Raw genomic sequence first — 25,170 nt, 5'->3', positions numbered from 1 at the left:
ATGCATCCGTAGCTCAGCTGGATAGAGTACTCGGCTACGAACCGAGCGGTCGGAGGTTCGAATCCTCCCGGATGCACCATACTCCTCTGATATTCCCTGTTTCCTGATACACCCGATATCCCCCTACGTGATCACCTTCGCTATAAATCAAATACCCTGGCAACGCCCTGACCTTTATCTGATTTCTAAAATCATTAATGCTTTCAAAGCATTTGCTGTTAAGCACCAACAGCGACAATCATGGCGCTTTACGATAGAGTAAAGGCTGGTTGAAATATTGCCTGGAGAGAGAATGTACGATCGCTACGACGGCTTGATTTTCGATATGGACGGCACCATTTTGGACACAGAGCCGACGCATCGCAAAGCCTGGCATCAGGTGCTGGCGCGTTACGGGATGACCTTTGATGAAGTCGCGATGATTAGCCTCAATGGTTCTCCGACCTGGCGCATTGCGCAGGTGATTATCGCCAGCCATCAGGCGGATCTCGATCCCCACGCGCTGGCGGCGGAAAAAACCGCCGCGTTTCGTTCTATGCTGCTGGATTCCGTACAGCCGCTGCCGCTGGTGGAAGTGGTCAAAGCTTACCACGGGCGACGTCCGATGGCGGTTGGCACCGGCAGTGAGCATGAGATGGCGGATACCTTGTTGCGCCATCTGGGCATTCGTGACTGCTTTACTGCGCTGGTCGGCGCCGACGATGTGCAACGTCATAAACCAGAGCCGGATACCTTTCTGCGCTGTGCACAGCTGATGGGCGTGGCTCCCGGCCGGTGTGTGGTGTTTGAAGACGCCGATTTTGGTGTGCAGGCGGCAAAAGCCGCAGGCATGGACGTGGTCGACGTGCGTTTACTGTGAGTGAATGGCTGAGCTATGGCTCATTATTCGCCAGCAGCTTTCTCAGCGCCACATTACTGCCGGGCAGCTCTGAAGTGCTGCTGGTGGCGCTACTGGTGGCAGGGAAGTCATCAGTCGTTGGGTTGATTTTTATCGCCGCGCTGGGTAACACCCTCGGCGGTTTGACGAATATTTTCATTGGTCGCTTGCTGCCGCGAAAACAGCAGGAGCGATGGCATGACACAGCAATGACGTGGTTGCACCGGCTGGGCCCGGCAGCACTGTTATTCAGCTGGTTGCCGTTGATTGGCGATCTGCTGTGCGTTCTTGCCGGCTGGCTGCGTTTTTCCTGGCTGCCGGTGCTGCTGTATTTAGCTATCGGTAAAACACTACGCTACATCGTCGTTGCAGCTGCAACGTTGCAGGGGATGGCGTGGTGGCATTGATTCTCGCTGATTCGGGGCTACGGTTAACATTATGCTAAACAATAATAAGTTTTTCTCTGAGCGGGAGGTCAATTTGATCCCGGATGTATCACAAGCGCTTGCCTGGCTGGAAGCACATCCCAACGCCTTATCCGGTATCGGTCGTGGCATCGAGCGTGAAACGTTGCGCGTCAGACCTGACGGCCGTCTGGCGACGACCGGGCACCCTGATTCTCTCGGTTCAGCATTAACGCATAAATGGGTAACCACCGATTTTGCTGAGGCATTGCTGGAATTTATCACCCCGGTTGAGCAGGATATTGACCGTCTGCTGGCTTTCCTGCGCGATATTCATCGCCATGTGGCGCGTGAGATTGGCGAGGAGCGCATGTGGCCGTTCAGCATGCCGTGCTTTATCGAGCCGGGTGAAGATATTGAGCTGGCGCAGTATGGCCGTTCCAATATTGGCCGGATGAAGACCCTGTATCGCGAAGGGCTGAAAAACCGTTATGGTGCGCTGATGCAGACCATTTCCGGCGTGCACTATAACTTCTCGCTGCCACTCTCCTTCTGGCAGGAGTGGGCGGGCGTCACCGATATGGAGAGCGGCAAAGACGCCATCTCTGACGGTTATTTACGTCTGATCCGCAACTACTATCGCTTTGGCTGGATTATTCCGTATCTGTTTGGCGCCTCACCGGCAATCTGTTCCTCTTTCCTGCAGGGCAAAGAGAGCAATCTGCCTTTCGAACGTAATGATAAGGGCATGCTGTATCTGCCGTATGCCACCTCGCTGCGCCTGAGTGATCTCGGTTATACCAATAAGTCGCAAAGCAATCTGGGTATCACCTTTAACAATCTGCCGGATTATGTCGCGGCGCTGAAAAAGGCGATCAAAACGCCATCGGATGAGTATGTCGCGATTGGGGTTAAGGACGATAAAGGCGACTGGCTGCAACTGAACACCAATGTGCTGCAGATCGAAAATGAACTGTACGCACCGATTCGTCCGAAGCGCGTGACGAAGTCGGGGGAAAATCCTTCTGATGCGTTGCAGCGTGGCGGTATTGAGTATATCGAAGTGCGTTCACTGGACATCAATCCGTTCTCGCCGATTGGCGTCGATGCCACTCAGGTGCGTTTCCTCGATCTTTTCCTGATTTGGTGTACGCTGGCAGATGCGCCGGAGATGAGCAGCGATGAGCTGCTCTGTAGTCGTAAAAACTGGAACCGGGTGATCCTGGAAGGTCGCAAGCCAGAGCAGACCATTGCGTTTGGCTGTGAAGAGGCGCAGGCTTCTCTGGTTGAGGTGGGCAAAGCCCTGTTTGCCGATCTGCATCGCGTGGCGGAAGTTCTCGACAGTAACCAGGGCGACAGCCGTTATCAGGACGTGTGCGATCTGCTGGTGGCATCGTTCGATAATCCGGAACTGACGTATTCCGCACGTATTCTGCAGTCATTAAAAGATAATGGCCTGGGCGGTGCAGGGCTGGCGCTGGCGGAGCAGTATCGCCATATGCTGACGGAAGAGCCGTATGAGCTGCTGAGCGACGAACAGTTCGCGGCAGAAGCACAGCGTTCACGTATCAGTCAGCAACAAATCGAAGAGAGTGATACACTCAGTTTTGCAGATTTCCTGGCCAGCAAAGCAGGCTAGAAAAGAAAAAGGCCACATCACTGTGGCCAAATGAACATCTCTGTTGTCAGGGATGATGATAACAAAATGCGCGTCTTTCATATATTCAGACGCCCGGCGACAAGAAAAGTTTCATCGCTTTTAAAAAAATATCTAAAACAGGAGGTGACAATATGCCACTGCTGGACAGTTTTACCGTTGATCATACGATCATGGCCGCACCTGCGGTACGTGTTGCAAAAACTATGGATACCCCGCACGGCGATACTATCACCGTTTTTGACCTGCGTTTTTGCCGGCCAAACAAAGAAATCCTGACTGAACGTGGTATCCACACGCTGGAGCACCTGTTCGCCGGCTTTATGCGCAACCACCTTAACGGTGACGGCGTGGAAATTATCGATATCTCCCCAATGGGTTGCCGTACCGGTTTCTACATGAGCCTGATTGGCACGCCTGATGAGCAGCGCGTGGCGAAGGCGTGGAAAGGGGCGATGGAAGATGTGCTGAAAGTCAGCGACCAGGGCAAAATCCCGGAACTGAATGAATATCAGTGTGGTTCTTACCGTCTGCACTCGCTGGATGAAGCGCAGCAGATCGCGCGTAACGTGCTTGGCAGCGATATCGGCGTGAACCGCAATGAAGATCTGGCACTGCCAAAAGATAAACTGAAAGAGTTGCAGATCTAGTCTGCCTCCCGGTTGTCAGTCGGGTGACCGAACTGACGCCCTCCTCCATAAAATGGGGGAGGGCTGGGGAGGGGGGCCGCATTCAGGATGCGGCAAAGGAACGATAAACTCCACCCTTAGCTTTTGATCGACTCCTGCAGCGATTGCTGTGGTGTGATCCTCACCTGTGTGACCCGATTATCCTGCACATCCAGAATATCGACGGCATACTGCCCGACGTCAACACGCGTTCCCACCAACGGGATCTCTTCCAGCACTTCCAGCAGCATGCCGTTAATGGTGCGCGCTTCCTCTTCCGGCAGATGCCAGTTAAACGCCTTATTCAGTTCACGGACATTCGCGCCGCCTTCGACCAGCACCGAACCATCGGTTTGCGGCGTGGCTTCTTCCGCCAGAGTAGGTGACATCGAGGTGGTGAAATCACCGACGATCTCTTCGAGAATATCATCGATAGTCACCAGGCCGCGGATATCGCCATACTCATCTACGACCAGACCGGCTTTCTTCTTATTGCGCTGGAATTTCACCAGCTGCACATTCAGCGGCGTTCCCTGTGGGATGTAGTAGATTTCATCGGCGGCGCGCAGCAGGTTCTCTTTGGTGAACTCTTTTTTCTCGGTCATCATGCGGTACGCTTCACGCACGCGCAGCATACCGATGGCATCATCGAGAGAATCGCGGTACAGCACGATGCGGCCGTGGGGTGAGTGGGTTAGCTGGCGGATAATCGATTTCCAGTCGTCATTGACGTTGATGCCCACCATCTCGTTACGTGGCACCATGATGTCATCGACACTGACATTTTCCAGGTCCAGCACCGACAGCAGCATATCCTGATTGCGCCGCGACATCTGCGAACGCGACTCATGGACGATGGTACGCAGCTCATCTTTGCTCAGTGCCGCGCTGACTGCGCCATCCACTTTCATGCCGAACATGCGCATCAGTATGCGGGTAATGCCATTCAGCAGCCACACCAGCGGCAGCATCAGCAACTGCAGCGGCCCGAGCAGCAGGCTGCTGGGAAACGCCACTTTTTCCGGATACAGCGCGGCGATGGTTTTCGGCAGCACTTCGGCAAACACCAGTACGACAAAGGTCAGCACGCCGGTAGCGATCGCCACGCCAGCATCACCGTACAGACGCATACCGACGATGGTCGCCAGTGCGGACGCGAGAATGTTGACGAGGTTATTGCCGATCAGCACCAGACTAATCAGGCGGTCAGGGCGGCGCAGCAGCTTTTCAACGCGGCGTGCTGCCCGGTGGCCATTCTTCGCCAGATGGCGCAGACGGTAACGGTTGAGCATCATCATGCCGGTTTCCGAACTGGAGAAGTAAGCGGAAACCAGCACCATGATGATCAGGGTGATAATCAGCGTGGTGGTTGAAACATGTTCCAACGCAGCAATTCCTTCTGGTGGAGTATCAGGACATAAGGTGCTGCAGGACGCGGCTGCCGAAGTAAGCCATGGTCAGCAGGAATGCGCCGCCACAGTTAAACCAGACGACGCGACGACCGCGCCAGCCCTCATGGTAATGGCCCCAGAGTAAAACGATATAAACAAACCAGGCGAGAATCGACAGCACCGCTTTATCAATATTATCGCGGCTGAACAGGTCCTGCAGATAGAACAGCCCGGTGCAGAGCACCAGCGTCAGCAGCACCACGCCGATTTGCGTGATGTGGAACATCTTACGTTCTATCACCATCAGCGGCGGAATATCGTTGCTGAAGGCAACTTTTTTATTTTTTAACAGGTAATCGATCCAGGCCAGTTGCAGCGCATACAGTGCTGCGATGATCAGCGTGGCATAGGCAAACAGCGCCAGACCAATGTGGATCATCATGCCTGGCGTGGTTTCCAGATGGGTGATAAACGCATTCGGCACAAAACTGGCGAACGCGAGGTTAATCAGCGAAAAGGTATAGACAATCGGCAGCAGCAGCCAGCCGCGGTTACGTGAGGCGACAATCGTCATCACGCAGCAGATGATTAAGCTCACCAGCGAACCGATATTCAGCAGGCTCAGATTCTGGCCGTAGTCGACCGCAAAAATGCGTTGCTGCAGGGCGATGCCGTGGTTGATCAGGGCGATAGTGGCGGCAAACACAGCCAGGCGCCGCCAGGAGCTGTTCTGGCGCAGCAGGCTGGGAATGATCAGGGCAAGGCTAAATGAGTAGGCGAAAAGCGCCACAATCGCATAAACGGACATAAAGGTTGTCAGATACCGGCCAGATTAAAAGGAAAACAGCAGTATAGCGCCAGCCGCAGTATGCTCCAAACGTTCTCATTGCCGATAGCAGAGATCGCTCGCGCTTCGTGTTATAATCCGCGCCATGGTGTCGCCTGAGCGGCCTCTGTATACGACGTAAAAGCGAGAGACAATGTTTGATAATTTAACCGATCGTTTGTCGCAGACCCTGCGCAATATCAGCGGCCGCGGCAGGCTGACCGAAGATAACGTTAAAGACACGCTGCGCGAAGTGCGCATGGCGCTGCTGGAGGCGGACGTTGCGTTGCCGGTGGTGCGTGAGTTTATCAACCGCGTTAAAGAGCGCGCGGTGGGTCATGAAGTGAACAAGAGCCTGACCCCGGGTCAGGAGTTCGTCAAAATCGTGCGCAACGAGCTGGTTGCGGCGATGGGTGATGAAAACAACACCCTGAACCTGGCGGCGCAACCACCAGCCGTCGTGCTGATGGCGGGCCTGCAGGGTGCCGGTAAAACCACCAGTGTGGCGAAGCTGGGTAAATTCCTCAGCGAAAAACAGAAAAAGAAAGTGCTGGTGGTCTCGGCGGACGTTTATCGTCCGGCGGCAATCCGTCAGCTGGAAACCCTGGCAGAGCAGGTGGGCGTGGATTTCTGCCCGTCGGATCTCAGCCAGAAGCCGGTGGACATCGTCAATAACGCGCTGCAACAGGCGAAACTGAAATTCTACGATGTGCTGCTGGTGGATACCGCCGGTCGTCTGCACGTCGATGAAGCGATGATGGACGAGATCAAACAGGTGCACGCGGCGATTAATCCGGTGGAAACCCTGTTTGTTGTCGATGCGATGACCGGTCAGGATGCGGCGAACACCGCCAAAGCCTTCAACGAAGCCCTGCCACTGACAGGCGTGGTGCTGACCAAAGTCGATGGTGATGCGCGCGGCGGTGCTGCGCTGTCGATTCGCCATATTACCGGCAAACCGATTAAGTTTATGGGTGTCGGTGAGAAAACCGACGCGCTGGAGCCATTCTACCCGGACCGTATCGCCTCCCGTATTCTTGGCATGGGCGATGTGCTGTCGCTGATCGAAGATATCGAGAGCAAAGTTGACCGCGCACAGGCGGAAAAACTGGCGAGCAAGCTGAAGAAAGGCGACGGTTTCGACCTCAACGATTTCCTTGAGCAGCTGAAGCAGATGCGCAATATGGGCGGCATGGCAAGCCTGATGGGCAAGCTGCCGGGCATGGGCCAGCTGCCGGATAACGTGAAATCGCAGATGGACGATAAAGTTCTGGTGCGTATGGAAGCGATGATTAACTCCATGACGCGCAAAGAGCGTGAAAAACCGGAAATTATCAAAGGCTCGCGTAAACGTCGTATCGCTACCGGTTCCGGCATGCAGGTGCAGGACGTCAACCGTTTGCTGAAACAGTTTGATGACATGCAGCGCATGATGAAAAAGATGAAGAAAGGCGGCATGGCGAAAATGCTGCGCGGTATGAAAGGGATGATGCCACCGGGCTTCCCAGGCCGTTAAGCGTCCGTGAACGCTCTGCTGGTGTAAAAGCTGTGACAGCTTTAGATTGCTTTTTACGCCAAAATGAGTAAAATTTTCGGGCTTTTTATATTGCACCCGGGCCCCGTTCCTCGATGGGGCCCGGTTGTTTTATTAACTAAAGAGGATGTTATGGTAACAATTCGTTTGGCACGTCACGGCGCTAAAAAGCGTCCGTTCTATCAGGTAGTCGTCACTGACAGCCGTAATGCTCGTAACGGTCGTTTCATCGAGCGCGTAGGTTTCTTCAACCCGATCGCTTCTGGTCAGGCTGAAGCACTGCGTCTGGATCTGGACCGTATTGAGCACTGGGTTGGCCAGGGCGCAACGCTTTCTGATCGCGTTAACGCGCTGATCAAGCAAGCTAAGAAAGCAGCTTAATCTGTCACGGTGGTCAACATGAGCAAGCAACTCACCGCGCAGCCGCCTGTTACGCCGCTTATTCTCGGCAAAATGGGATCGGCCTACGGTATCCGTGGTTGGCTCAAAGTGTTTTCCTCCACCGAAGACGCCGAAAGCATTTTTGACTATCAGCCGTGGTTTATCCAGCGGGCGGGTCAGTGGCAGCTTATCGAGCTGGAAGGCTGGAAGCACCACAATCAGGACATGATCATCAAAGTCAAAGGCATTGACGATCGTGATGCGGCCGGTCTCCTCACCAATTGCGAAATTGTGGTGGATTCCGAGCAATTGCCAGAGCTGGACGCGGGCGACTATTACTGGAAAGACCTGATTGGTTGCCAGGTAGTGACCACGAAAGGCTATGAACTGGGTAAAGTCACTGAGCTGATGGAAACCGGTTCTAACGACGTTCTCGTCGTGAAGGCAAACCTGAAAGATGCCTTTGGTGCGAAGGAGCGGTTAATTCCGTTTCTTGATGAACAGGTTATCAAGAATGTCGATCTCACTACCGGCACGATTGAAGTAGATTGGGATCCTGGTTTTTGAGCTCCGAACAACGCGGTAACGACACGGCTTCATCGATGTGGATTGGCATAATCAGCCTGTTTCCGGAGATGTTCCGCGCAATTACCGATTACGGGGTAACTGGCCGGGCAGTAAAAAATGGCCTGCTCAGCATTCAGAGCTGGAGTCCACGTGACTTCACTCACGACCGGCACCGTACCGTAGACGATCGTCCGTACGGCGGCGGACCGGGAATGCTAATGATGGTTCAGCCCTTACGGGATGCCATCCACGCAGCAAAAGCGGCGGCGGGAGAAGGCGCTAAGGTGATTTATCTGTCACCTCAGGGTCGCAAACTTGACCAGAATGGCGTTTGCGAACTGGCGACTCACCAGAAGTTAATTCTGGTATGTGGTCGCTATGAAGGGATTGACGAGCGCGTAATCAAAACCGAGATTGACGAAGAATGGTCAATCGGGGATTACGTACTCAGTGGTGGCGAGCTGCCAGCAATGACGTTGATTGATTCGGTCTCCCGGTTAATTCCTGGAGTGCTGGGCAAGCAGGCGTCAGCCGAAGAAGATTCGTTTTCTGATGGTTTGCTGGATTGCCCACACTACACCCGCCCTGAAGTGTTAGAGGGGATGGAAGTACCGCCAGTGTTACTGTCGGGCAACCATGCCGATATTCGCCGCTGGCGTCTGAAACAGTCGCTGGGCCGTACCTGGCTTAGAAGACCTGAACTTCTGGAAAACCTGGCTCTGACTGAAGAGCAAGCAAGGTTACTGGCGGAATTTCGTAAGGAACTGTCCAGCAACCAAAACGATGATGCGGAAGGCAACGCGTAACGCGGCCTCCTTAAATATCAGTTTACCCAGGATAAGAGATTTAATTATGAGCAACATTATCAAGCAACTTGAACAAGAACAGATGAAACAGGACGTACCGTCCTTCCGTCCGGGTGATTCCGTGGAAGTGAAAGTATGGGTCGTTGAAGGTTCTAAAAAACGTCTGCAGGCATTCGAGGGCGTGGTTATCGCTATTCGTAACCGCGGTCTGCACTCTGCATTCACTGTTCGTAAGATTTCCAACGGCGAAGGTGTTGAGCGTGTATTCCAGACTCACTCACCAGTCATCGACAGCATCACTGTTAAACGTCGTGGCGCCGTGCGTAAAGCGAAACTGTACTACCTGCGTGAGCGTACTGGTAAGTCTGCTCGTATCAAAGAGCGTCTTAACTAAGGTATCGCTTTCGCGACATCTCAAAGTTAATGTGAATAAGGGGCTGGCCGAAAGGCTGGCCCCTTTTTTTATGCCCTGAAGAACGATGCGGCGCACGCCTGTTCGCCTGCACATTTTGAATCACTTCACACTCCTGTAATAAAACTGACACTCACTGCAACTGAACGCGTCCTGCAACTACTCAGGCATATACCGTGCGAGCGCGCCCGGACGCCTCGTCCCTGAGTAAACAGCGCTGCACTGTGGAACGGGCGTGGTGGCGCAATGCCGTCATCGCTGAACGTGGTTTATTACCTTTATGGAGTGAATAAGATGACTGGAATTGGAACTCACCGTCAGCAATCAGTCAGAGATTTTTCCCGTGAGCAGGCTGTCAGCAGCAACACGACAGGGCGCACCGGCAGTCAGCAGAATACCCGTAATGTCAGTACCACTCAGAGTGTTGACGGACAGCGACAACAAAACGTAAACAATATCACTGCATTGCTGCGGGACTATTTTACCGGTGGCGATGATATGCATGAGCTGATCAACTCGCGTGCGACTGAACTGGATCGCATGGGATACAACCCGGAGAGCATTCGTGCGGTGTTCAGTAAAGGGGAAAAACTCGATAACTGGACGGCAGCGCTGTCGAATACCATCGCCACCATTTCTTTCGCTGTATCAGGATTCCCTGGCGAAGCACTGGGCAAAGCGGTCAGTCACACGCTGCACGCGTCAACCGGTTCCATGGCGTCAGATGTCATAGGCGGCGTGGCTGGTGGCGGTATGGCGATGGTGCTGAAAGCCTTTTCTGACAAAGTGCTGGCGAATGCGCTGAAAGATGCCAAATGGATGGATGCTGATAAAGCGCATCTGTTACCGGAGATGCAGCAGCTTGTTGAACGTCGTGAGGGGCTTGGCTACAGCATGAAGCATGCGCTCATTGGCGGTCTGGGGTTTGATGCGCGTAATGTTGTGACCGGACTGGCGGCTATTGGCGCGGCGGGAACGTTGTCGGAAGCGGACGGGCGTAAAGTGAACACCTCGATGAGCACCATACTCACACCCGCGGCGGGCGCGCTGAGCAGTGTGCTGAGTCATCAAAAAAACAGCCTGCATGGTCCGGAGTTTTTACTGGGCCGTACCGACTGGCGTGAACGTTTTGTGCAGCTGGATAACACCAGTGTCAGCGATCAGATGTTATCAGGGGGCAAAGACCGATTACTGACTGCGTTGCGCGATATGCTGTCACCCCGTGAGCTGGCTAAAGGCGTTGTGAATCCGTTTTCCGGTAATATGGTTGCGGAAATTATGACGCTGGGGATGGGGCTCGGCGGCGTGAATGCCCTGAAAAACCTGACACGTCACGGTCTGCAGGGTGAGGCAATGAATGCCGCAGCAAAACAGACGGTAGAGCAGGCGGTCAACATTCTGGCATCGGCCGCCGCTTATGCCGCGCAGGGTATTGCAGGAACGCTGGCCGGCCCGGCACCCACCCGTAACGATGAAACCATTGATGCATTCTTCAATAACCATCCGTTGCTGGAGCCGAAAAACTGGCTGGGTAATCGGACAGATGCGGCGGTAACCGAAGTGTCTGACGACACGGCCAGCGAAGCATCATTACAACCCGAAGAGAATCGTCAGACGGAAGACATTCCGCTGAGAAACCTTTCGCGGTCAGCCAGTGTCGCGCCATCAGAGACACAGGCGATCACCGACGAAGCAGAGGTTGTTCAGTCAGCGCGGCAGGAAGGCACACCGCGTCCGGCCAGCCCGGCATCATCACAGCCGCAGGTGACAACGGAAGAGCAGGAACGGGTGCAGACTGAACAACCGAATCCGCTATCGAATAGTGAACGTGCGTCGCTGGCGTCGCACGACGGTTCCATTACGCCGCAGGAGCACATCAGGGACGATGTGTCGTCACACACCGGAATACGTCAGACGCCGCGGGTCCGGCAGGACTCTGATAATGCTTCACTGGCGACCATCGACACTTTCAAAACGGCTCCGGAAGGTGTTACCACTGCGCAAAATAGCACGCCACAGATATCATCCGATCACGACGTACCATCACCACGCCACAGCAGTGAGTCTGCCCGCTCACAGCGTTCGACGGCCTCCTCCGATCGCGCGGTGCTCGCGCAGGTAACATCACGAGAGCAACTCAGTGCATTACAAATGGAACGGAGAGTCAGCGCGATGAGTGAAGCGAAGACGCAGTCTGTACCGGGCGCCTGGGTATCGGATGACGAGGGGAGTGTAGCCGGGTCGCATTGATAATCGCTGAGCGCTCAGGTAATAATGGGTCGCTTAATTGCGCCTGCGGTTTAGTAGGCGCAGACCATTCCTGACCCATCGCAACCCCCTAAGTACAAGGATTTGCTATGCCGCGCTTCAATCAGTACCAGCAACCGATTGGCGATGCTTTACCTGACTGGCAGCCCGTCAGCCAGCCGCCACGCGTCACGGTCAGCGGCCGCTATTGCCGTCTTGAACCCCTCGCTATCTATCATGCCGAAGACCTGCTTGCCGCCTATGCGCAGGCCGCCGATGAGCGTGACTGGACCTATCTGATGAGTGCCCGGCCCAAAGATATCGCCGGGTGCCGCACATGGATCGACCAAAAAGTTTCCGATCCTTCACTGGTGCCTGTGGCGATTGTCGATAATCGCACGGAAAAAGCCGTTGGCATCGCCTGCTATATGCGTATCGATACCAGTAACGGCGTACTGGAGCTTGGCCATCTGACCTGGTCGCCGCTGATGCAGCGCACGGTGCTGGGGACGGAAGCGTTATGGCTGATGCTGAAAACCACTTTTGAGCTGGGCTATCGCCGTTGCGAGTGGAAATGTGACTCGCTGAATGCGCCATCGCGTAAGGCGGCGGAACGGCTGGGATTCCGCTGGGAAGGGACGTTCCGTCAGATGATGGCACGCCACAACCGCAACCGTGATACTGACTGGCTGTCAATTATTGATGGCGAGTGGTCAGCGATTGATCGCGCGATCCGGCAATGGCTGGCCCCGGAAAATTTCACCGCCGATGGACAGCAGATCCAGCGGCTGGAAGACCTACACCGGGCGGTGTAAATGATAAATCGCGGTATTGACCGGGCCGCTGGTCAGCACAATTAAACCGTAACGCATATCGACCAGTTGTGCGCCGCTGGCAACCGCCACCGTGCGGCTGGCGATATTGCTTTCCGCCGCCAGGATTTCGATCGTGTTGATCTCTTCATGCTGAAATGCCCGTTGCGCCAGCTGTTGCACCGCCTGGCGGGCAATCCCTTTGCGTTGCTGGCTCTGGCGCACCCAGTAACCGATTGAGCACAGGGCGCCGCTTTGCTGCGCATAGCGTAGTCCGACGCCGCCCAGCAGGTTATCCCCATCGTCATAAATTCCCCATTCATCGGCAACCCTTCTGGCCTGCTGCTGATGAGTAAAAGCGAACCACTGACGCGCTTCCTCCTCGCTGTACCCAGCATGAGCCCAGCTTAGCCAGGGCAGCAGACTGTCCAGCGATTCATTGATTGCGCAGGCGAAGGCGCCAGCGTCTTGCATCGCAAAAGGGTGCAGGTGGATCTTCATCAACATCTCCCTGATTGTCTCGCGTGGTGTACAGCATAAAAAATATGCCAGCGTGAGCGATCGTTATCCAGGTTACAGATTTAACAGCATATTTTAGCGTTAAAGCAGATAAAACTCTTTCTTTATGTAAACTTTTATTTACAATAATTAATGTCTCGTTTGTTATTTTAACTTTATGTTTTTAAATGAATTTATTGTTTTATTTATAACCTTAAAAAGGTGGTGGTAAATAAAGTGTACATATGTGGATTGCATGATTTACGCGCTATGGTAAAGTAACGCTCACCTCACTGAGGATCACCACGAACGCATAAACGAGTTAGTAAGGATCAGGATCATGCAAAAAGACGCGCTGAATAATGTTCATATCGCCGACGAACAGGTACTTATCACCCCGGAAGAGCTGAAAAACAAGTTTCCGCTCAATGCTCAGCAGGAAGCGCAGATTGCGGCTTCCCGTCAGACCATCTCTGACATTATTGCCGGAAAAGATCATCGCCTGCTGGTGGTATGTGGCCCCTGCTCAATTCACGATCCTGAAGCTGCTCTGGAATATGCCCGTTCGTTAAAAGATCTCTCTGAACAGCTGAAGGATCAGCTGTATATCGTTATGCGCGTCTATTTTGAAAAACCCCGCACCACTGTCGGCTGGAAGGGGCTGATCAACGATCCTTATATGGATAACTCGTTTGATATGGAAGCGGGCCTGCACATTGCTCGTCGCCTGCTGGTGAACCTGGTGGAAATGGACCTGCCGCTGGCAACAGAAGCGCTCGATCCAAACAGCCCGCAATACCTCGGAGATCTGTTCAGCTGGTCGGCAATTGGCGCGCGTACTACCGAATCGCAGACTCACCGTGAAATGGCTTCTGGCCTGTCGATGCCGGTCGGTTTTAAAAACGGTACTGACGGCAGCCTGGCGACCGCGATTAACGCCATGCGTGCGGCGGCCATGCCACACCGGTTTGTGGGCATTAACCAGTCTGGTCAGGTCTGCCTGCTGCAGACTCAGGGCAACCCGGATGGTCATGTGATCCTGCGCGGTGGTAAAGCGCCGAACTACGGCCCGGAAGATGTAGCTCAGTGTGAAAAAGAGATGCTTCAGGCGGGACTCCGCCCATCCTTGATGATAGATTGCAGTCATGGCAACTCCAACAAAGACTATCGTCGTCAGCCTGGTGTGGCTGAATCTGCCGTGGCGCAGATTAAGGATGGCAACCGTTCGATTATTGGCCTGATGCTTGAAAGCAATCTGCATGAAGGCAATCAGTCTTCTGAGCAGCCGCGTAGCGAGATGCGCTACGGGGTTTCCGTGACGGATGCCTGCATTAACTGGCAGAGCACCGAGACGCTGCTGCGAGAGATTCATCAGAGCCTGGACGGAGTGCTGACGGCGCGTCTGTCACAAGAGGTTTAATTATGGTGGCTGAACTGACCGCGCTACGCGATCAAATTGATGAAGTTGATAAAGCGCTGCTCGATCTGCTGGCCAGACGGCTCGAACTGGTCGCCGAAGTGGGTGAAGTAAAGAGCCGTTATGGATTACCGATTTATGTTCCGGAACGCGAAGCCTCGATGCTGGCTTCGCGCCGTAAAGAGGCGGAAGCGCTCGGCGTGCCGCCGGATTTGATTGAGGATGTTTTGCGCCGTGTGATGCGCGAATCCTACTCAAGCGAAAATGATAAAGGCTTTAAAACCCTCTGTCCTGAGCTGCGTCCGGTGGTGATTGTCGGCGGCAAAGGGCAGATGGGGCGTCTGTTTGAGAAGATGCTGACGCTGTCTGGTTATCAGGTGAAGCTGCTTGATAAAGAAGACGGGGATCAGGCGGAAACCATGCTGAGTGACGCTGGCATGGTGATTATCAGCGTGCCTATCCATCTTACTGAGCAGGTGATTGCTGAGCTGCCAAAACTGCCGGATGACTGCATTCTGGTGGACCTGGCATCCGTGAAAAACCGTCCGCTGCAGGCCATGCTGGCGGCGCACAATGGGCCGGTACTGGGTTTGCATCCGATGTTTGGTCCGGACAGTGGCAGCCTGGCGAAACAGGTGGTGGTGTGGTGCGATGGCCGCCAGCCGGAAGCCTACCAGTGGCTGCTGGAGCAAATTCAGGTGTGGGGCGCGCGTCTGCATCGTATCAGTGCGGTCGAGCATGACCAGCATATGGCGTTTATTCAGGCACTGCGCCACTTTGCCACGTTCGCTTATGGTCTGCATCTGGCGGAGGAGAATGTTCAGCTGGAACAGTTGCTGGCCTTGTCATCGCCGATTTACCGCCTTGAGCTGGCGATGGTGGGACGTCTGTTTGCCCAGGACCCGCAACTGTACGCGGACATCATTATGTCCTCAGGGCGTAATCTGGCGCTGATCAAACGTTATCACCAGCGTTTCGGCGAGGCGATTCAGCTGCTGGAGCATGGCGACAAGCAGGCGTTTATTGACAGCTTCCGTCGCGTGGAGCACTGGTTTGGTGATTATGCCAAACGCTTCCTGGTGGAAAGCCGCACCCTGCTGCGTCAGGCTAACGACAGCCGTCTGTAAGCCAATAAAAGAGTATAAAAAACCGGGGATTTCCCCGGTTTTTTTATTGGTCAAATCCCGCCGCGTGCAGCAACTGCTGTGCCGCCGGGTTCAGCAGAAATGCCGCCAGCGCTGCGGCACGTGGCTGGCAAAGAGCAAACCCGTAGGCGATATCCGGCTGATAGTCGCGCGGTATGGCGAAGACACGCAGCGCGGCATCACGGCGCAGTTCCGCGGCATAGCTTTGATAACCGAGAAACAGTTCGGCGTGGCCGCTGTCAATCAGCCAGCGGGCGGCCAGTTTCCCTGCCGGGATCGGCGCTGAATCCGCTCCTCCCACCAGTGACATGGCGCGCTTTTTCAGCTTAACCCCCAGACCTGGATGGCGCTGTTCAATGGTGTCAAACAGCTGCCAGGTGTAATCACCAGACGGATCGCTCGCCGGTGTGGAGGTTGCCAGCCGCAACGACGGGCGACTGAGCAGCGTCAGCCAGTCATCATCACGACTGACCAGTGAAGCTTTCGCTGTCAGGCAGAGCTGGTTGCGGGTAAATAATTCGACCTGTATTGCCAGCCCCTGTTGCAGCAGTGCCTGTGGATGGGCGAGGTTCGCTGAGGCAAACAGATCACAGGGCTCACCGTTAATAATCCGCTGGCGCAGCAACCCGGCTGGGGCAAACTGCGTCGCCACCGTGCTACCCGTTTGCTGCTCAAAGGTCGCCATCAGCGCTGGCCACACGTTACGCAAACTACCGGCGGCGAGTACCTGTAATTGAGACATGCTTACTCGCCCCGGTAATCCGTGCGGTAAAAGCGCTGATACCACTGCTGCGCCAGTTTATTCATATCAATATCGGCAAATTTTTCCGGATAGAGCTTTTTCGCCATCCACAATTCACCTAAGCCCAACGCTTCCGGCATCGGGTAACCCCAGGCTTTGGCGTACTCCGGCATCAGCCAGACGCGCTGATGTTTCACCGCATCAATCACCTGCCAGTTCGCATCGTTGCGGATTTCATCCGGCACTTTCGGGTAGCGGTCCTGAACAAAAATCACCTGCGGGTTCCAGGCCAGCACCTGCTCCAGCGACACCTGTTTAAAGCCTTTTACAGTCGCAGCGGCCACATTCAGTGCTCCGGCATGCGCCATCATCAGGCCGGTATACTTGCCGGAACCGTAAGTGGTGAGGTCAGGGTTCGCCATATAGACGCGAATACGCTGCTGTGGCGCGATATCTTTCAGGCGCTGGTTGATCAACGCGCGCTGGGCAAATGCCGCCTGAATTAAGTCTTCAGCCTGCTTCTGGCGGTTGACGACCTCACCAATCAGCCGAATGCCTTCTTTCAGCCCCTGATCGTACGCCTGCTCTTCATCCTGCAGCGAAGGATTAAGTTTTGCCTGCTGTTTTTCGTCGCCGCTGCGCAGAGAGATGGCAATCACCGGAATGCCGAGCTGCGAGATTTTATCGATCATCTCCTGCGGTGCGTAGTTGGTGACGAACACCACCTGCGGATGCAGCGCAACCAGCTGTTCAGCATCAACGTGAGTAAGATCGCCCAGCCCGGGAATGGTGTTCAGTTCCGGCACCAGACGCTGGTAGTTATCGCCCAGCTGCGGTTTCCAGTTGCTGAGAATACCTACCATTTTGCGGGTGGCGTCGAGCTGGACCAGCAGATTCAGCGTCTGGTGTTGTAGCACCACCACGCGATCTACCTGATCGGGGATAGTCACTTTACGGCCTAACTGGTCAGTTACCTGGCGTGCTGCGAGCGAAGAAAAAGAAGTGAACAGCACCAGAAGCAGTGCTGCGTAGTGGGTTACCCGTGTCATCATATCAATCACCTTATCGTTATATACACGATGATATAGCGATGAGCTGTGCGGGTAAATCACCGTTAATGCGGTCAGCCCATCAGGGCTGACCGGGGCAGGACATTATTGCGGGTCGACGGGGACCACATTTTCACTCGGGTAGCAGCCAAGCACTTTCAGTGAACGGGTAATCGCACCCAGCTCACGCAATGCCTGCTGCATTTCCGCGGAACGCAGGTTGCCCTGCACATCGATATAAAACATCTCTTCCCACGGATTGCCGTTAATCGGCCGGGATTCCAGTTTGCTCATAATCAGGTTGTGCTGGCGCAATACCAGCAGCGCTTCAACCAGCGCACCCGCCTGCTGTCCGGTCGCCATAATCAGCGTGGTTTTCGCCGGCACCTGCGCGGAGACATCGACCGGCTTACGCGCCAGAATAATAAAGCGGGTGATATTGTGCTGCTGGTTGGCGAGATCCTGCTCCAGTACCTGCAGGTTATACAGTTCACCACCGGCTTCGCTGCCCAGTGCGGCCACTTTTGGTGAGTTCATCGCAGCAACTTTCTCCATTGCCGCAGCCGTACTTTCGGTGTACTCGATTTTCCAGTGCGGGAAACGCTGGATAAACTGGCTGCATTGCTGGAACGGTTGCGGATGGCTGTACACCGTCTCGATCTGCTGTAAGTCGGTGCTGCCGGAAACCAGTACACAGTGATTAATCGGCACTGTCATTTCCGCAACAATCGACAGACTGGTCTGTTGCAGCAGGTCGTAAACATCGTTAATCGAACCGGAGCTGGTGTTTTCAATCGGCAGCACGGCGTAATCCGCCTGACCGGTTTCGACCTGCTGAATGATGTCGTGGAATTTCAGACAACCACTCTCAATCACCTGCGAGAAGTGACGTGCCGCATAGCGACGGGCGGCGAGGTGAGAGTAGGAGCCTTTTGGTCCCAGGAAGGCGATACGCGCGGACTGGGTATGGCTCTGGTTGAGCTGCTTCTGCAACAGCGCCTGCTGGGTGAGCACGGAATCTTCAATCACCAGCTGGAACAGACGGGTGATGTAATGTGCATCCAGCTGATGCTGTTTACCGAGGGTGATCAGATGTTCCAGCAGATCGCGCTCACGGTCGATATCGCGGATAGGGCGCTGGGTGGCCATTTTGGCCTGTGCGACTTCGATGGCCAGTCCGCGTCGTTCAGCCAGCAGCGCTAACAGTTGTTCATCAACGGCGCTGATTTTCTCACGCAGGGCCAACAGAGGGGTTTCGTTGCTCATTCTCGCTACCTGTCAGATATCCAAAAAAAAAGCCTCCCGGCTGGGAGGCTTTACTGTTCGTCTTCGCATTCATTCTTACACGACGAATCGCCTCCCATTCAGGGGAAGGTAAAAAAGAATGCGAAGAAGAACGGAAGTTGTTTCATGGTGGTTTCCATTATTGAACTGCCTTAACAGTAACCGCTGCAATTTATCACTGTCAATAAAAAACGCGCCCGCAGGCGCGTTGATGCTGATGAAAGCCGTTATTCCTGAGCCACCACACCGAGATCTTTCACACTGGCATCGGCGCGGCGCGCTTCGCCTTTGTGCTGCACTTTATTCAGCTGGCGTTCCAGCTTGGCGATCAGATCGTTGATTGCGGCGTACATGTCTTCATTTTTCGCGCTGGCAACCAGTGGACCGTTCGGGGTGTTAATGGTGGCATCGGCGACGAATTCTTTCGGTTCTTTCGACAGCACGATGTGCGGATTTATCAGATGGGTTTGCCACTTTTCAAGCTTGGCGAGACGGTCTTCGACATGCTGGCGGATAGCCGCCGTGATATCCATTTGCTTGCTGGTAATGTTCAGAACCATAGTACTTACCTCTCTGTCATTTCCGTCTTGGTGAATCCAGCATAACGCGAAAAAAGTTAAAATGCGTGATTTAGATCACGAAAAAAATGTCACTTTTTGTCAACAAACTGAAATCTGTGAGATGTACTGATAAATGCGCCTGAAGGGGTTGCCGGACGGCATTTTAAGCGGCATTATTGATGAGTTAACCGGGCGGGAAAATCGTAAATATGACGTTTTTCTGGCCAAAAAAATGGCAGCCCGCAGGCTGCCGTTTTTGTTACTTAACCTCAGGACGCTGGGTTCGCGGCGATAATTTTCGCCACCTTGTCAGCCTGGGCTGCCATCTGCAGTTCGCGATAGGCATTTTCCATCAGCGGCAGCGCGTCGCGCGTCGCCTGGGTGTCCGGATAGTCCTTCATCATCTGCTCGACGCGATTAACCACAGCGACATATGCCCCGCGTTTGGTATAGAATTGCGCCACGGAAAGTTCATATTTCGCCAGACGATCTTTCAGATACACCAGGCGCTTGCGCGCATCGGTGGCGTACTGACTGTTCGGGTTGTTGCGCAGCAGCTGAGAGAAGTCGCGGAACGCAGCACGGGCATGTTCAGGATCGCGATCGGAACGATCAACACCAAAGAAGCCCTGCAGTGCAGAATCATCCAGCGCCATATCCGTCAGACCTTTCATATAGATGACATAGTCAATATTCGGATGGGTCGGATTCAGGCGCATAAAGCGCTCGATTGCCGCCTGAGCCAGCGGTAAATCGGCATTTTTGTAGTAGGCGTAGATCAGATCTAACTGAACTTGCTGGGAGTAAGGGCCGAACGGGTAGCGATTATCCAGCGCTTCCAGTTGCGTAATTGCTCCTTTAAAGTTACCGTCCTGCAGTTTTTGCTGCGCGGTAGCATAAAGTTCAGATGGCGGGCTGTCAGGAACCACATCTTTGGAGCCGGAACAACCAACCAGTGCCAGGCTCAACGTGGCTGCAGCCACCAGATATTTCATACGCGTCATGACGATTTGATTATCCTCAGAGTGTTATTGCGGAAGCTGTCCGTTTAGCTCCCTTTAGACCAGGTACGATAGCACATTATATTAAACGGCATCGCCGTGAAAACCCAACGTTAACGAAGAAGCTGTTTATGGCACAACAAGTACAACTCACCGCAACGGTGTCCGAATCACAACTCGGACAACGCTTAGATCAGGCTTTAGCGGAAATGTTCCCTGATTATTCACGTTCACGCATAAAAGAGTGGATCCTTGACCGTCGCGTCACGGTAAACGGCAACGTGATCGATAAGCCGAAAGAAAAAGTGCTGGGTGGCGAAACCGTCTCCATCAGTACGGAAATCGAAGAAGACGTGCGCTGGGAAGCGCAGGATATCCCGCTGAACATCGTTTATGAAGATGACGATATCCTGGTGATCAATAAACCGCGTGACCTGGTCGTTCATCCTGGTGCCGGTAACCCGGATGGCACGGTGCTGAATGCGCTGCTGCACTACTATCCGCCGATTGCCGATGTGCCGCGCGCCGGTATTGTGCACCGTCTCGATAAAGACACTACTGGCCTGATGGTGGTGGCGAAAACCATCGCTGCGCAGACGCACCTGGTGGAATCCCTGCAGTTGCGTGAAATCACCCGTGAATATGAAGCGGTAGCGATTGGCACCATGACGGCCGGCGGAACGGTAGACGAGCCGATCAGCCGCCACTCCACCAAGCGCACCCATATGGCGGTGCATCCGATGGGGAAACCGGCTACCACTCATTACCGTATTATGGAGCATTTCCGTGCTCACACGCGTCTGCGCCTGCGTCTGGAAACCGGCCGTACTCACCAGATCCGTGTACATATGTCGCATATCACCCATCCGCTGGTGGGCGATCAACTGTATGGCGGCCGTCCGCGTCCACCAAAAGGGGCGTCTGAAGCGTTTATTACTGCGCTGCGTAAGTTTGACCGCCAGGCCCTGCATGCGACGATGCTGCGTCTTTATCATCCGATCTCCGGTATCGAAATGGAGTGGCATGCGCCACTGCCGCAGGATATGGTCGATCTTATCGCTGCGCTGAAAGCGGATACCGAAGAGTTTAAGGATCAACTGGACTGGTTATGAGTGAACTGATTATCCCCGACTGGCCTGCACCAGCCAATGTGCGCGCCTGTTCCACGACACGAGTGGGCGGTTTCAGCCATGCGCCCTGGGATTCGCTGAATCTGGGCGCACATGTCGGGGATGATGCAGCAGCAGTGCAGCGTAATCGTGAGCAACTGATATCGCTGGCGCAGCTGCCATCAATGCCAGTCTGGATGGAGCAGGTACACGGCGTGGAGGTGCTGCGTCTGGATGGCTCGGTGCCGTCATCGCTGTGCGCCGATGCGGCCTGGAGTGACCGGCCTGGCGTTGTCTGCTCTTCGATGACCGCGGACTGTCTGCCGGTGCTGTTCTGCTCACAGGATGGAAAACAGGTAGCTGCTGCCCATGCGGGCTGGCGCGGTTTATGTACAGGTGTGCTCGAAGCCACACTGGCGAATTTCTCCTGCCGTGCCGATCAGATCCACGTCTGGCTGGGACCCGCCATCGGTCCTGACGCTTTTGAAGTCGGCCAGGATGTCTGGGACGCATTTGTCGCCCAGGATGCGGCAGCGGCTCAGGCATTCAAACCTGCCGGTACGAAGTATTTCGCCGATATCTGGTTACTGGCGCGTCAGCGGCTGGAAAAACAGGGTGTGCGCTCAATTAGTGGTGGAGAACACTGCACTTTTACCCAAAATGCGCAATTTTTCTCCTACCGACGCGACGGAATCACCGGCCGCATGGCAAGTTTGATCTGGCTGATATAATCTAGTGCCTCAAGACGATCCAGTTAGCGTATTTTTTCGCCAAAAATTCAGGTCAGGAACCTTGAATAATTTGAGGCAAGACCTCATCTAATCTCCAGTAGCATTTTGACCTGTATGGGAGGAATCATGCGTCTGGATCGTCTTACTAATAAATTCCAGCTGGCACTCGCCGACGCCCAGTCACTCGCTCTCGGGCGTGACAACCAATTTATCGAACCTCTGCATCTGATGAGCGCACTGCTCAGTCAGGAAGGGGGATCGGTGCGTCCGTTACTCACCACTGCAGGCGTTGATGTCGCATCACTTCGTACCGGGATTGAACAGGCGATTAGCCGTTTACCGCAGGTCGAAGGTACTGATGGTGACGTCCAGCCTTCGGCAGATTTGGTGCGGGTGCTTAACCTGTGTGACAAGCTGGCGCAAAAGCGCGGCGACAACTTTATTTCATCAGAATTATTTGTTCTGGCGGCACTCGACTCACGCGGCTCGCTGGCGGATTTACTGAAATCCGCAGGAGCGACCAGCGACAAGCTGTCCAAAGCCATTGAGCAGATGCGCGGAGGAGAAAGCGTGAACGATCAGGGGGCGGAAGATCAGCGCCAGGCATTGAAGAAATACACCATCGATCTGACTGAGCGTGCCGAGCAGGGCAAACTCGACCCGGTGATTGGCCGTGATGAAGAGATCCGCCGCACTATTCAGGTGCTGCAGCGCCGCACCAAAAACAACCCGGTGCTGATTGGTGAACCTGGTGTTGGTAAAACCGCCATTGTCGAAGGACTGGCGCAGCGCATCATTAACGGTGAAGTGCCTGAAGGGCTGAAAGGCCGTCGGGTACTGGCGCTGGATATGGGCGCGCTGGTGGCCGGGGCGAAATATCGCGGTGAATTCGAAGAGCGCCTGAAAGGGGTGCTGAACGACCTGTCGAAACAGGAAGGCAACGTCATTCTGTTTATTGATGAGCTGCATACCATGGTTGGTGCCGGTAAAGCAGATGGCGCGATGGATGCCGGCAATATGCTGAAACCGGCGCTGGCGCGCGGTGAGCTGCACTGTGTCGGCGCGACCACGCTGGATGAGTATCGTCAGTACATTGAAAAAGATGCTGCGCTGGAACGTCGTTTCCAGAAAGTGTTTGTAGCGGAACCGAGCGTCGAAGACACCATTGCCATTCTGCGTGGTCTGAAAGAGCGTTATGAGCTGCATCACCATGTGCAGATTACCGACCCGGCGATTGTCGCGGCGGCAACGCTGTCGCACCGTTATATTGCTGATCGTCAGTTGCCGGACAAGGCGATTGATCTGATTGACGAAGCGGCGTCCAGCATTCGTATGCAGATCGACTCGAAACCGGAAGCGCTGGATCGTCTTGACCGGCGCATCATCCAGCTGAAACTGGAACAGCAGGCGCTGAAGAAAGAGTCGGATGATGCCAGCATTAAGCGTTTAGAGATGCTGGAAGAGGAGCTGGCGCAGAAAGAGCGTGAATACTCTGAGCTGGAAGAGGAATGGAAAGCAGAGAAAGCTTCGCTGTCCGGTACGCAGACGATTAAAGCCGAGCTGGAGCAGGCGCGTCTGACGCTGGAGCAGGCGCGGCGAGTCGGCGACCTCGGCAAAATGTCTGAGCTGCAATATGGTCAGATTCCGGAGCTGGAGAAACAGCTGGCTGCTGCGACGCAGGCGGAAGGTAAAACCATGCGTCTGCTGCGCAACCGTGTCACCGATGTCGAAATCGCGGATGTGCTGGCGCGCTGGACCGGCATTCCGGTGGCGCGCATGATGGAAGGTGAGCGCGAGAAACTGCTGCATATGGAGCAGGAGCTGCATCAGCGAGTGATTGGCCAGAACGAAGCGGTTGATGCGGTGGCGAATGCCATTCGCCGCAGCCGTGCTGGTCTTGCCGATCCTAACCGGCCGATCGGTTCCTTCCTGTTCCTTGGTCCGACTGGTGTCGGTAAGACCGAGCTGTGCAAGGCCCTGGCGAATTTCCTGTTCGACAGCGACGATGCGATGGTGCGTATCGATATGTCCGAGTTTATGGAAAAACATTCGGTTGCCCGTCTGGTCGGTGCACCTCCGGGTTATGTCGGCTATGAAGAAGGCGGCTATCTGACAGAAGCGGTACGTCGTCGCCCTTATTCTGTGATCCTGCTGGATGAAGTGGAAAAAGCACATCCTGATGTGTTCAACATTCTGTTGCAGGTGCTGGATGATGGGCGTCTGACTGACGGACAAGGCAGAACGGTCGATTTCCGTAACAGCGTGGTGATTATGACCTCTAACCTGGGTTCCGATCTGATTCAGGAGCGTTTCGGTGAGCTGAACTATGGTGCGATGAAGGATGTGGTGATGACCGTGGTGGGTCACCACTTCCGTCCGGAGTTCATCAACCGTATTGATGAGCTGGTGGTATTCCATCCGCTGGGCGAGCAGCATATTGCGTCAATTGCCAAAATTCAGCTGCAGCGCCTGTATCAGCGTCTGGAAGAGCGTGGCTTTGCTGTCCACATCTCCGATGAGGCGCTGAAACTGCTGGGCGAAAATGGTTATGATCCGGTGTATGGTGCGCGGCCATTAAAACGCGCTATCCAGCAGCAGATCGAGAACCCGCTGGCGCAGCAGATACTGGCTGGAACGCTGCTGCCAGGTAAAACCATCGAGATGGCGGTGAAAGATGGTGTGATAGTTGCCCATCAATAATCACTGATAAAGCACAAAACGGGCCTGTAAGGCCCGTTTTTGTTTGTTTACTGTGCGGATTAGGGCTGTTTTCATGCGGATTGCATGAAAACTGAACGCTTGAAAAGTTTTTTGCATTTAATACTTGTCAGGCGTCAGGAACTCCCTATAATGCGCCTCCACTGACACGGCACAACGACTTAACGGTCGCCGGGTCAGGAAGAGAAAGTTAAATAACAACTTGACTCTTCGGCGGTGAAGCGTAGTATACGCAACCCGCGCCACAGAAGAATGTGGCACTGCTCTTTAACAATTTATCAGACAATCTGTGTGGGCACTCGCAGGATTGATATCGCAACGTTCTCCGGAACGA

At 54.4% G+C, this 25,170-nt stretch carries 25 protein-coding genes, 1 tRNA gene and 1 other annotated feature; of the genes, 17 read left to right on the top strand and 9 right to left on the bottom strand.

Translation table 11 applies throughout. The features are described from left to right. The first annotated feature begins 2 nt into the window (after positions 1–2). The 5 genes from ACSZO1_RS02385 to luxS all read left to right on the top strand — a co-directional run bounded on the left by ACSZO1_RS02385 (position 3) and on the right by luxS (position 3,588). A tRNA-Arg gene (locus ACSZO1_RS02385) sits at positions 3–79 on the top strand. A gap of 213 nt (positions 80–292) precedes the next feature. Further along, positions 293–859, top strand: coding sequence for a fructose-1-phosphate/6-phosphogluconate phosphatase (gene yqaB / locus ACSZO1_RS02380; protein WP_437609149.1), 567 nt, complete (start codon positions 293–295; stop codon positions 857–859). Beyond that, positions 856–1,284: a YqaA family protein gene (locus ACSZO1_RS02375; RefSeq protein ID WP_437609147.1), complete on the top strand. Its 429-nt coding sequence runs from the start codon at positions 856–858 to the stop codon at positions 1,282–1,284. The genes yqaB and ACSZO1_RS02375 overlap by 4 nt, the downstream gene beginning before the upstream one ends. Positions 1,285–1,315: 31 nt before the next feature. Further along, a complete protein-coding gene (gene gshA / locus ACSZO1_RS02370; RefSeq protein WP_437609144.1) occupies positions 1,316–2,920 on the top strand; it encodes a glutamate--cysteine ligase in 1,605 nt (534 codons plus the stop codon). A 152-nt stretch (positions 2,921–3,072) separates the two neighbouring features. Further along, positions 3,073–3,588, top strand: a complete 516-nt coding sequence (gene luxS, locus ACSZO1_RS02365; RefSeq protein WP_437609142.1) for an S-ribosylhomocysteine lyase — start codon at positions 3,073–3,075, stop codon at positions 3,586–3,588. A gap of 116 nt (positions 3,589–3,704) precedes the next feature. Here the strand turns inward: luxS and ACSZO1_RS02360 are convergent, their stop codons facing one another. Further along, positions 3,705–4,991 carry an HlyC/CorC family transporter gene (locus ACSZO1_RS02360; protein WP_437609140.1) on the bottom strand — a complete coding sequence of 429 codons (1,287 nt, stop codon included), beginning with the start codon at positions 4,989–4,991 and terminating at the stop codon, positions 3,705–3,707. A gap of 25 nt (positions 4,992–5,016) precedes the next feature. After that, positions 5,017–5,805: a cytochrome C assembly family protein gene (locus tag ACSZO1_RS02355; protein ID WP_437609138.1), complete on the bottom strand. Its 789-nt coding sequence runs from the start codon at positions 5,803–5,805 to the stop codon at positions 5,017–5,019. Positions 5,806–5,977: 172 nt separating this feature from the next. On the opposite strand from ACSZO1_RS02355, the gene ffh reads away from it, so the two are divergent. The 7 genes from ffh to ACSZO1_RS02320 all read left to right on the top strand — a co-directional run bounded on the left by ffh (position 5,978) and on the right by ACSZO1_RS02320 (position 12,585). Then, complete coding sequence (gene ffh / locus ACSZO1_RS02350) at positions 5,978–7,339, top strand: signal recognition particle protein (RefSeq protein ID WP_437609135.1); 1,362 nt, start codon at positions 5,978–5,980, stop codon at positions 7,337–7,339. Between the two features lie 150 nt (positions 7,340–7,489). After that, the gene (gene rpsP / locus ACSZO1_RS02345; RefSeq protein WP_012442365.1) at positions 7,490–7,738 is read left to right on the top strand and encodes a 30S ribosomal protein S16; all 249 of its coding nucleotides are present in this window, start codon (positions 7,490–7,492) and stop codon (positions 7,736–7,738) included. A gap of 18 nt (positions 7,739–7,756) precedes the next feature. Further along, complete coding sequence (gene rimM, locus ACSZO1_RS02340; protein ID WP_437609132.1) at positions 7,757–8,305, top strand: ribosome maturation factor RimM; 549 nt, start codon at positions 7,757–7,759, stop codon at positions 8,303–8,305. A 35-nt stretch (positions 8,306–8,340) separates the two neighbouring features. Continuing rightward, positions 8,341–9,111 carry a tRNA (guanosine(37)-N1)-methyltransferase TrmD gene (trmD, locus tag ACSZO1_RS02335; protein WP_437609253.1) on the top strand — a complete coding sequence of 257 codons (771 nt, stop codon included), beginning with the start codon at positions 8,341–8,343 and terminating at the stop codon, positions 9,109–9,111. A gap of 46 nt (positions 9,112–9,157) precedes the next feature. After that, a complete protein-coding gene (gene rplS / locus ACSZO1_RS02330) occupies positions 9,158–9,505 on the top strand; it encodes a 50S ribosomal protein L19 (protein WP_008458168.1) in 348 nt (115 codons plus the stop codon). Positions 9,506–9,817: 312 nt separating this feature from the next. Next, positions 9,818–11,773, top strand: coding sequence for a hypothetical protein (locus ACSZO1_RS02325; protein WP_437609129.1), 1,956 nt, complete (start codon positions 9,818–9,820; stop codon positions 11,771–11,773). Between the two features lie 107 nt (positions 11,774–11,880). Further along, complete coding sequence (locus tag ACSZO1_RS02320) at positions 11,881–12,585, top strand: GNAT family N-acetyltransferase (protein ID WP_437609127.1); 705 nt, start codon at positions 11,881–11,883, stop codon at positions 12,583–12,585. On the opposite strand, the gene ACSZO1_RS02315 is transcribed toward ACSZO1_RS02320, so the two are convergent. Beyond that, on the bottom strand, positions 12,568–13,083 hold the full coding sequence (locus ACSZO1_RS02315; protein ID WP_437609125.1) for a GNAT family N-acetyltransferase: 516 nt from the start codon (positions 13,081–13,083) through the stop codon (positions 12,568–12,570). The two genes, ACSZO1_RS02320 and ACSZO1_RS02315, sit on opposite strands and share 18 nt — an antisense overlap. Positions 13,084–13,420: 337 nt before the next feature. Between ACSZO1_RS02315 and ACSZO1_RS02310 the strand changes: the two genes are divergently transcribed. Next, positions 13,421–14,500 (top strand): 3-deoxy-7-phosphoheptulonate synthase, encoded by a 1,080-nt coding sequence (locus tag ACSZO1_RS02310; protein WP_437609123.1) that lies wholly within the window; start codon positions 13,421–13,423, stop codon positions 14,498–14,500. A gap of 2 nt (positions 14,501–14,502) precedes the next feature. After that, positions 14,503–15,624, top strand: a complete 1,122-nt coding sequence (gene tyrA / locus ACSZO1_RS02305) for a bifunctional chorismate mutase/prephenate dehydrogenase (RefSeq protein ID WP_437609121.1) — start codon at positions 14,503–14,505, stop codon at positions 15,622–15,624. 43 nt (positions 15,625–15,667) lie between these two features. Here tyrA and ACSZO1_RS02300 read toward each other — a convergent pair whose 3' ends face one another. From ACSZO1_RS02300 to bamD, 6 genes are all read right to left on the bottom strand, one after another. Then, positions 15,668–16,384 carry a molybdate ABC transporter substrate-binding protein gene (locus ACSZO1_RS02300; protein ID WP_437609118.1) on the bottom strand — a complete coding sequence of 239 codons (717 nt, stop codon included), beginning with the start codon at positions 16,382–16,384 and terminating at the stop codon, positions 15,668–15,670. A 2-nt stretch (positions 16,385–16,386) separates the two neighbouring features. Next, positions 16,387–17,436 carry an ABC transporter substrate-binding protein gene (locus tag ACSZO1_RS02295; RefSeq protein WP_437609116.1) on the bottom strand — a complete coding sequence of 350 codons (1,050 nt, stop codon included), beginning with the start codon at positions 17,434–17,436 and terminating at the stop codon, positions 16,387–16,389. A 102-nt stretch (positions 17,437–17,538) separates the two neighbouring features. Then, positions 17,539–18,699, bottom strand: coding sequence for a bifunctional chorismate mutase/prephenate dehydratase (gene pheA / locus ACSZO1_RS02290; protein WP_437609114.1), 1,161 nt, complete (start codon positions 18,697–18,699; stop codon positions 17,539–17,541). A gap of 22 nt (positions 18,700–18,721) precedes the next feature. Beyond that, positions 18,722–18,846 (bottom strand) — a sequence feature (Phe leader region). After that, positions 18,798–18,845 (bottom strand): pheA operon leader peptide PheL, encoded by a 48-nt coding sequence (gene pheL / locus ACSZO1_RS02285; protein ID WP_125294913.1) that lies wholly within the window; start codon positions 18,843–18,845, stop codon positions 18,798–18,800. (Overlaps the previous feature by 48 nt.) 98 nt (positions 18,847–18,944) lie before the next feature. Beyond that, positions 18,945–19,277 (bottom strand): ribosome-associated translation inhibitor RaiA, encoded by a 333-nt coding sequence (raiA, locus tag ACSZO1_RS02280; protein ID WP_437609112.1) that lies wholly within the window; start codon positions 19,275–19,277, stop codon positions 18,945–18,947. Between the two features lie 269 nt (positions 19,278–19,546). Beyond that, positions 19,547–20,281: an outer membrane protein assembly factor BamD gene (gene bamD, locus ACSZO1_RS02275; protein WP_437609110.1), complete on the bottom strand. Its 735-nt coding sequence runs from the start codon at positions 20,279–20,281 to the stop codon at positions 19,547–19,549. A gap of 128 nt (positions 20,282–20,409) precedes the next feature. On the opposite strand from bamD, the gene rluD reads away from it, so the two are divergent. The 3 genes from rluD to clpB all read left to right on the top strand — a co-directional run bounded on the left by rluD (position 20,410) and on the right by clpB (position 24,818). Continuing rightward, on the top strand, positions 20,410–21,390 hold the full coding sequence (gene rluD, locus ACSZO1_RS02270) for a 23S rRNA pseudouridine(1911/1915/1917) synthase RluD (protein WP_437609108.1): 981 nt from the start codon (positions 20,410–20,412) through the stop codon (positions 21,388–21,390). Beyond that, positions 21,387–22,118, top strand: coding sequence for a purine nucleoside phosphorylase YfiH (gene yfiH / locus ACSZO1_RS02265; RefSeq protein ID WP_437609106.1), 732 nt, complete (start codon positions 21,387–21,389; stop codon positions 22,116–22,118). Before rluD ends, yfiH begins: the two co-directional genes overlap by 4 nt. 114 nt (positions 22,119–22,232) lie before the next feature. Next, complete coding sequence (gene clpB, locus ACSZO1_RS02260) at positions 22,233–24,818, top strand: ATP-dependent chaperone ClpB (RefSeq protein WP_437609104.1); 2,586 nt, start codon at positions 22,233–22,235, stop codon at positions 24,816–24,818. Positions 24,819–25,170 lie beyond the last annotated feature (352 nt).

It is taken from the genome of Erwinia sp. V71 (assembly GCF_965644245.1).
GTDB lineage: Bacteria > Pseudomonadota > Gammaproteobacteria > Enterobacterales > Enterobacteriaceae > Erwinia.
Note: the sequence above shows the minus strand (reverse complement) of the source record. Positions and strands in the feature narration are given on the sequence as shown.

Excerpts from the sequence above, each read along its gene's own strand:
- raiA (WP_437609112.1), bottom strand. The coding sequence starts at position 19,277 with ATGGTTCTGAACATTACCAGCAAGCAAATGGATATCACGGCGGCTATC.
- ACSZO1_RS02325 (WP_437609129.1), top strand. The coding sequence starts at position 9,818 with ATGACTGGAATTGGAACTCACCGTCAGCAATCAGTCAGAGATTTTTCC.
- bamD (WP_437609110.1), bottom strand. The coding sequence starts at position 20,281 with ATGACGCGTATGAAATATCTGGTGGCTGCAGCCACGTTGAGCCTGGCA.
- ACSZO1_RS02310 (WP_437609123.1), top strand. The coding sequence starts at position 13,421 with ATGCAAAAAGACGCGCTGAATAATGTTCATATCGCCGACGAACAGGTA.
- rpsP (WP_012442365.1), top strand. The coding sequence starts at position 7,490 with ATGGTAACAATTCGTTTGGCACGTCACGGCGCTAAAAAGCGTCCGTTC.
- ACSZO1_RS02320 (WP_437609127.1), top strand. The coding sequence starts at position 11,881 with ATGCCGCGCTTCAATCAGTACCAGCAACCGATTGGCGATGCTTTACCT.
- ffh (WP_437609135.1), top strand. The coding sequence starts at position 5,978 with ATGTTTGATAATTTAACCGATCGTTTGTCGCAGACCCTGCGCAATATC.
- rplS (WP_008458168.1), top strand. The coding sequence starts at position 9,158 with ATGAGCAACATTATCAAGCAACTTGAACAAGAACAGATGAAACAGGAC.
- ACSZO1_RS02355 (WP_437609138.1), bottom strand. The coding sequence starts at position 5,805 with ATGTCCGTTTATGCGATTGTGGCGCTTTTCGCCTACTCATTTAGCCTT.
- luxS (WP_437609142.1), top strand. The coding sequence starts at position 3,073 with ATGCCACTGCTGGACAGTTTTACCGTTGATCATACGATCATGGCCGCA.
- ACSZO1_RS02315 (WP_437609125.1), bottom strand. The coding sequence starts at position 13,083 with ATGAAGATCCACCTGCACCCTTTTGCGATGCAAGACGCTGGCGCCTTC.
- ACSZO1_RS02300 (WP_437609118.1), bottom strand. The coding sequence starts at position 16,384 with ATGTCTCAATTACAGGTACTCGCCGCCGGTAGTTTGCGTAACGTGTGG.
- gshA (WP_437609144.1), top strand. The coding sequence starts at position 1,316 with ATGCTAAACAATAATAAGTTTTTCTCTGAGCGGGAGGTCAATTTGATC.
- clpB (WP_437609104.1), top strand. The coding sequence starts at position 22,233 with ATGGGAGGAATCATGCGTCTGGATCGTCTTACTAATAAATTCCAGCTG.
- trmD (WP_437609253.1), top strand. The coding sequence starts at position 8,341 with ATGTGGATTGGCATAATCAGCCTGTTTCCGGAGATGTTCCGCGCAATT.
- tyrA (WP_437609121.1), top strand. The coding sequence starts at position 14,503 with ATGGTGGCTGAACTGACCGCGCTACGCGATCAAATTGATGAAGTTGAT.
- ACSZO1_RS02295 (WP_437609116.1), bottom strand. The coding sequence starts at position 17,436 with ATGATGACACGGGTAACCCACTACGCAGCACTGCTTCTGGTGCTGTTC.
- pheA (WP_437609114.1), bottom strand. The coding sequence starts at position 18,699 with ATGAGCAACGAAACCCCTCTGTTGGCCCTGCGTGAGAAAATCAGCGCC.
- yqaB (WP_437609149.1), top strand. The coding sequence starts at position 293 with ATGTACGATCGCTACGACGGCTTGATTTTCGATATGGACGGCACCATT.
- rimM (WP_437609132.1), top strand. The coding sequence starts at position 7,757 with ATGAGCAAGCAACTCACCGCGCAGCCGCCTGTTACGCCGCTTATTCTC.
- rluD (WP_437609108.1), top strand. The coding sequence starts at position 20,410 with ATGGCACAACAAGTACAACTCACCGCAACGGTGTCCGAATCACAACTC.
- yfiH (WP_437609106.1), top strand. The coding sequence starts at position 21,387 with ATGAGTGAACTGATTATCCCCGACTGGCCTGCACCAGCCAATGTGCGC.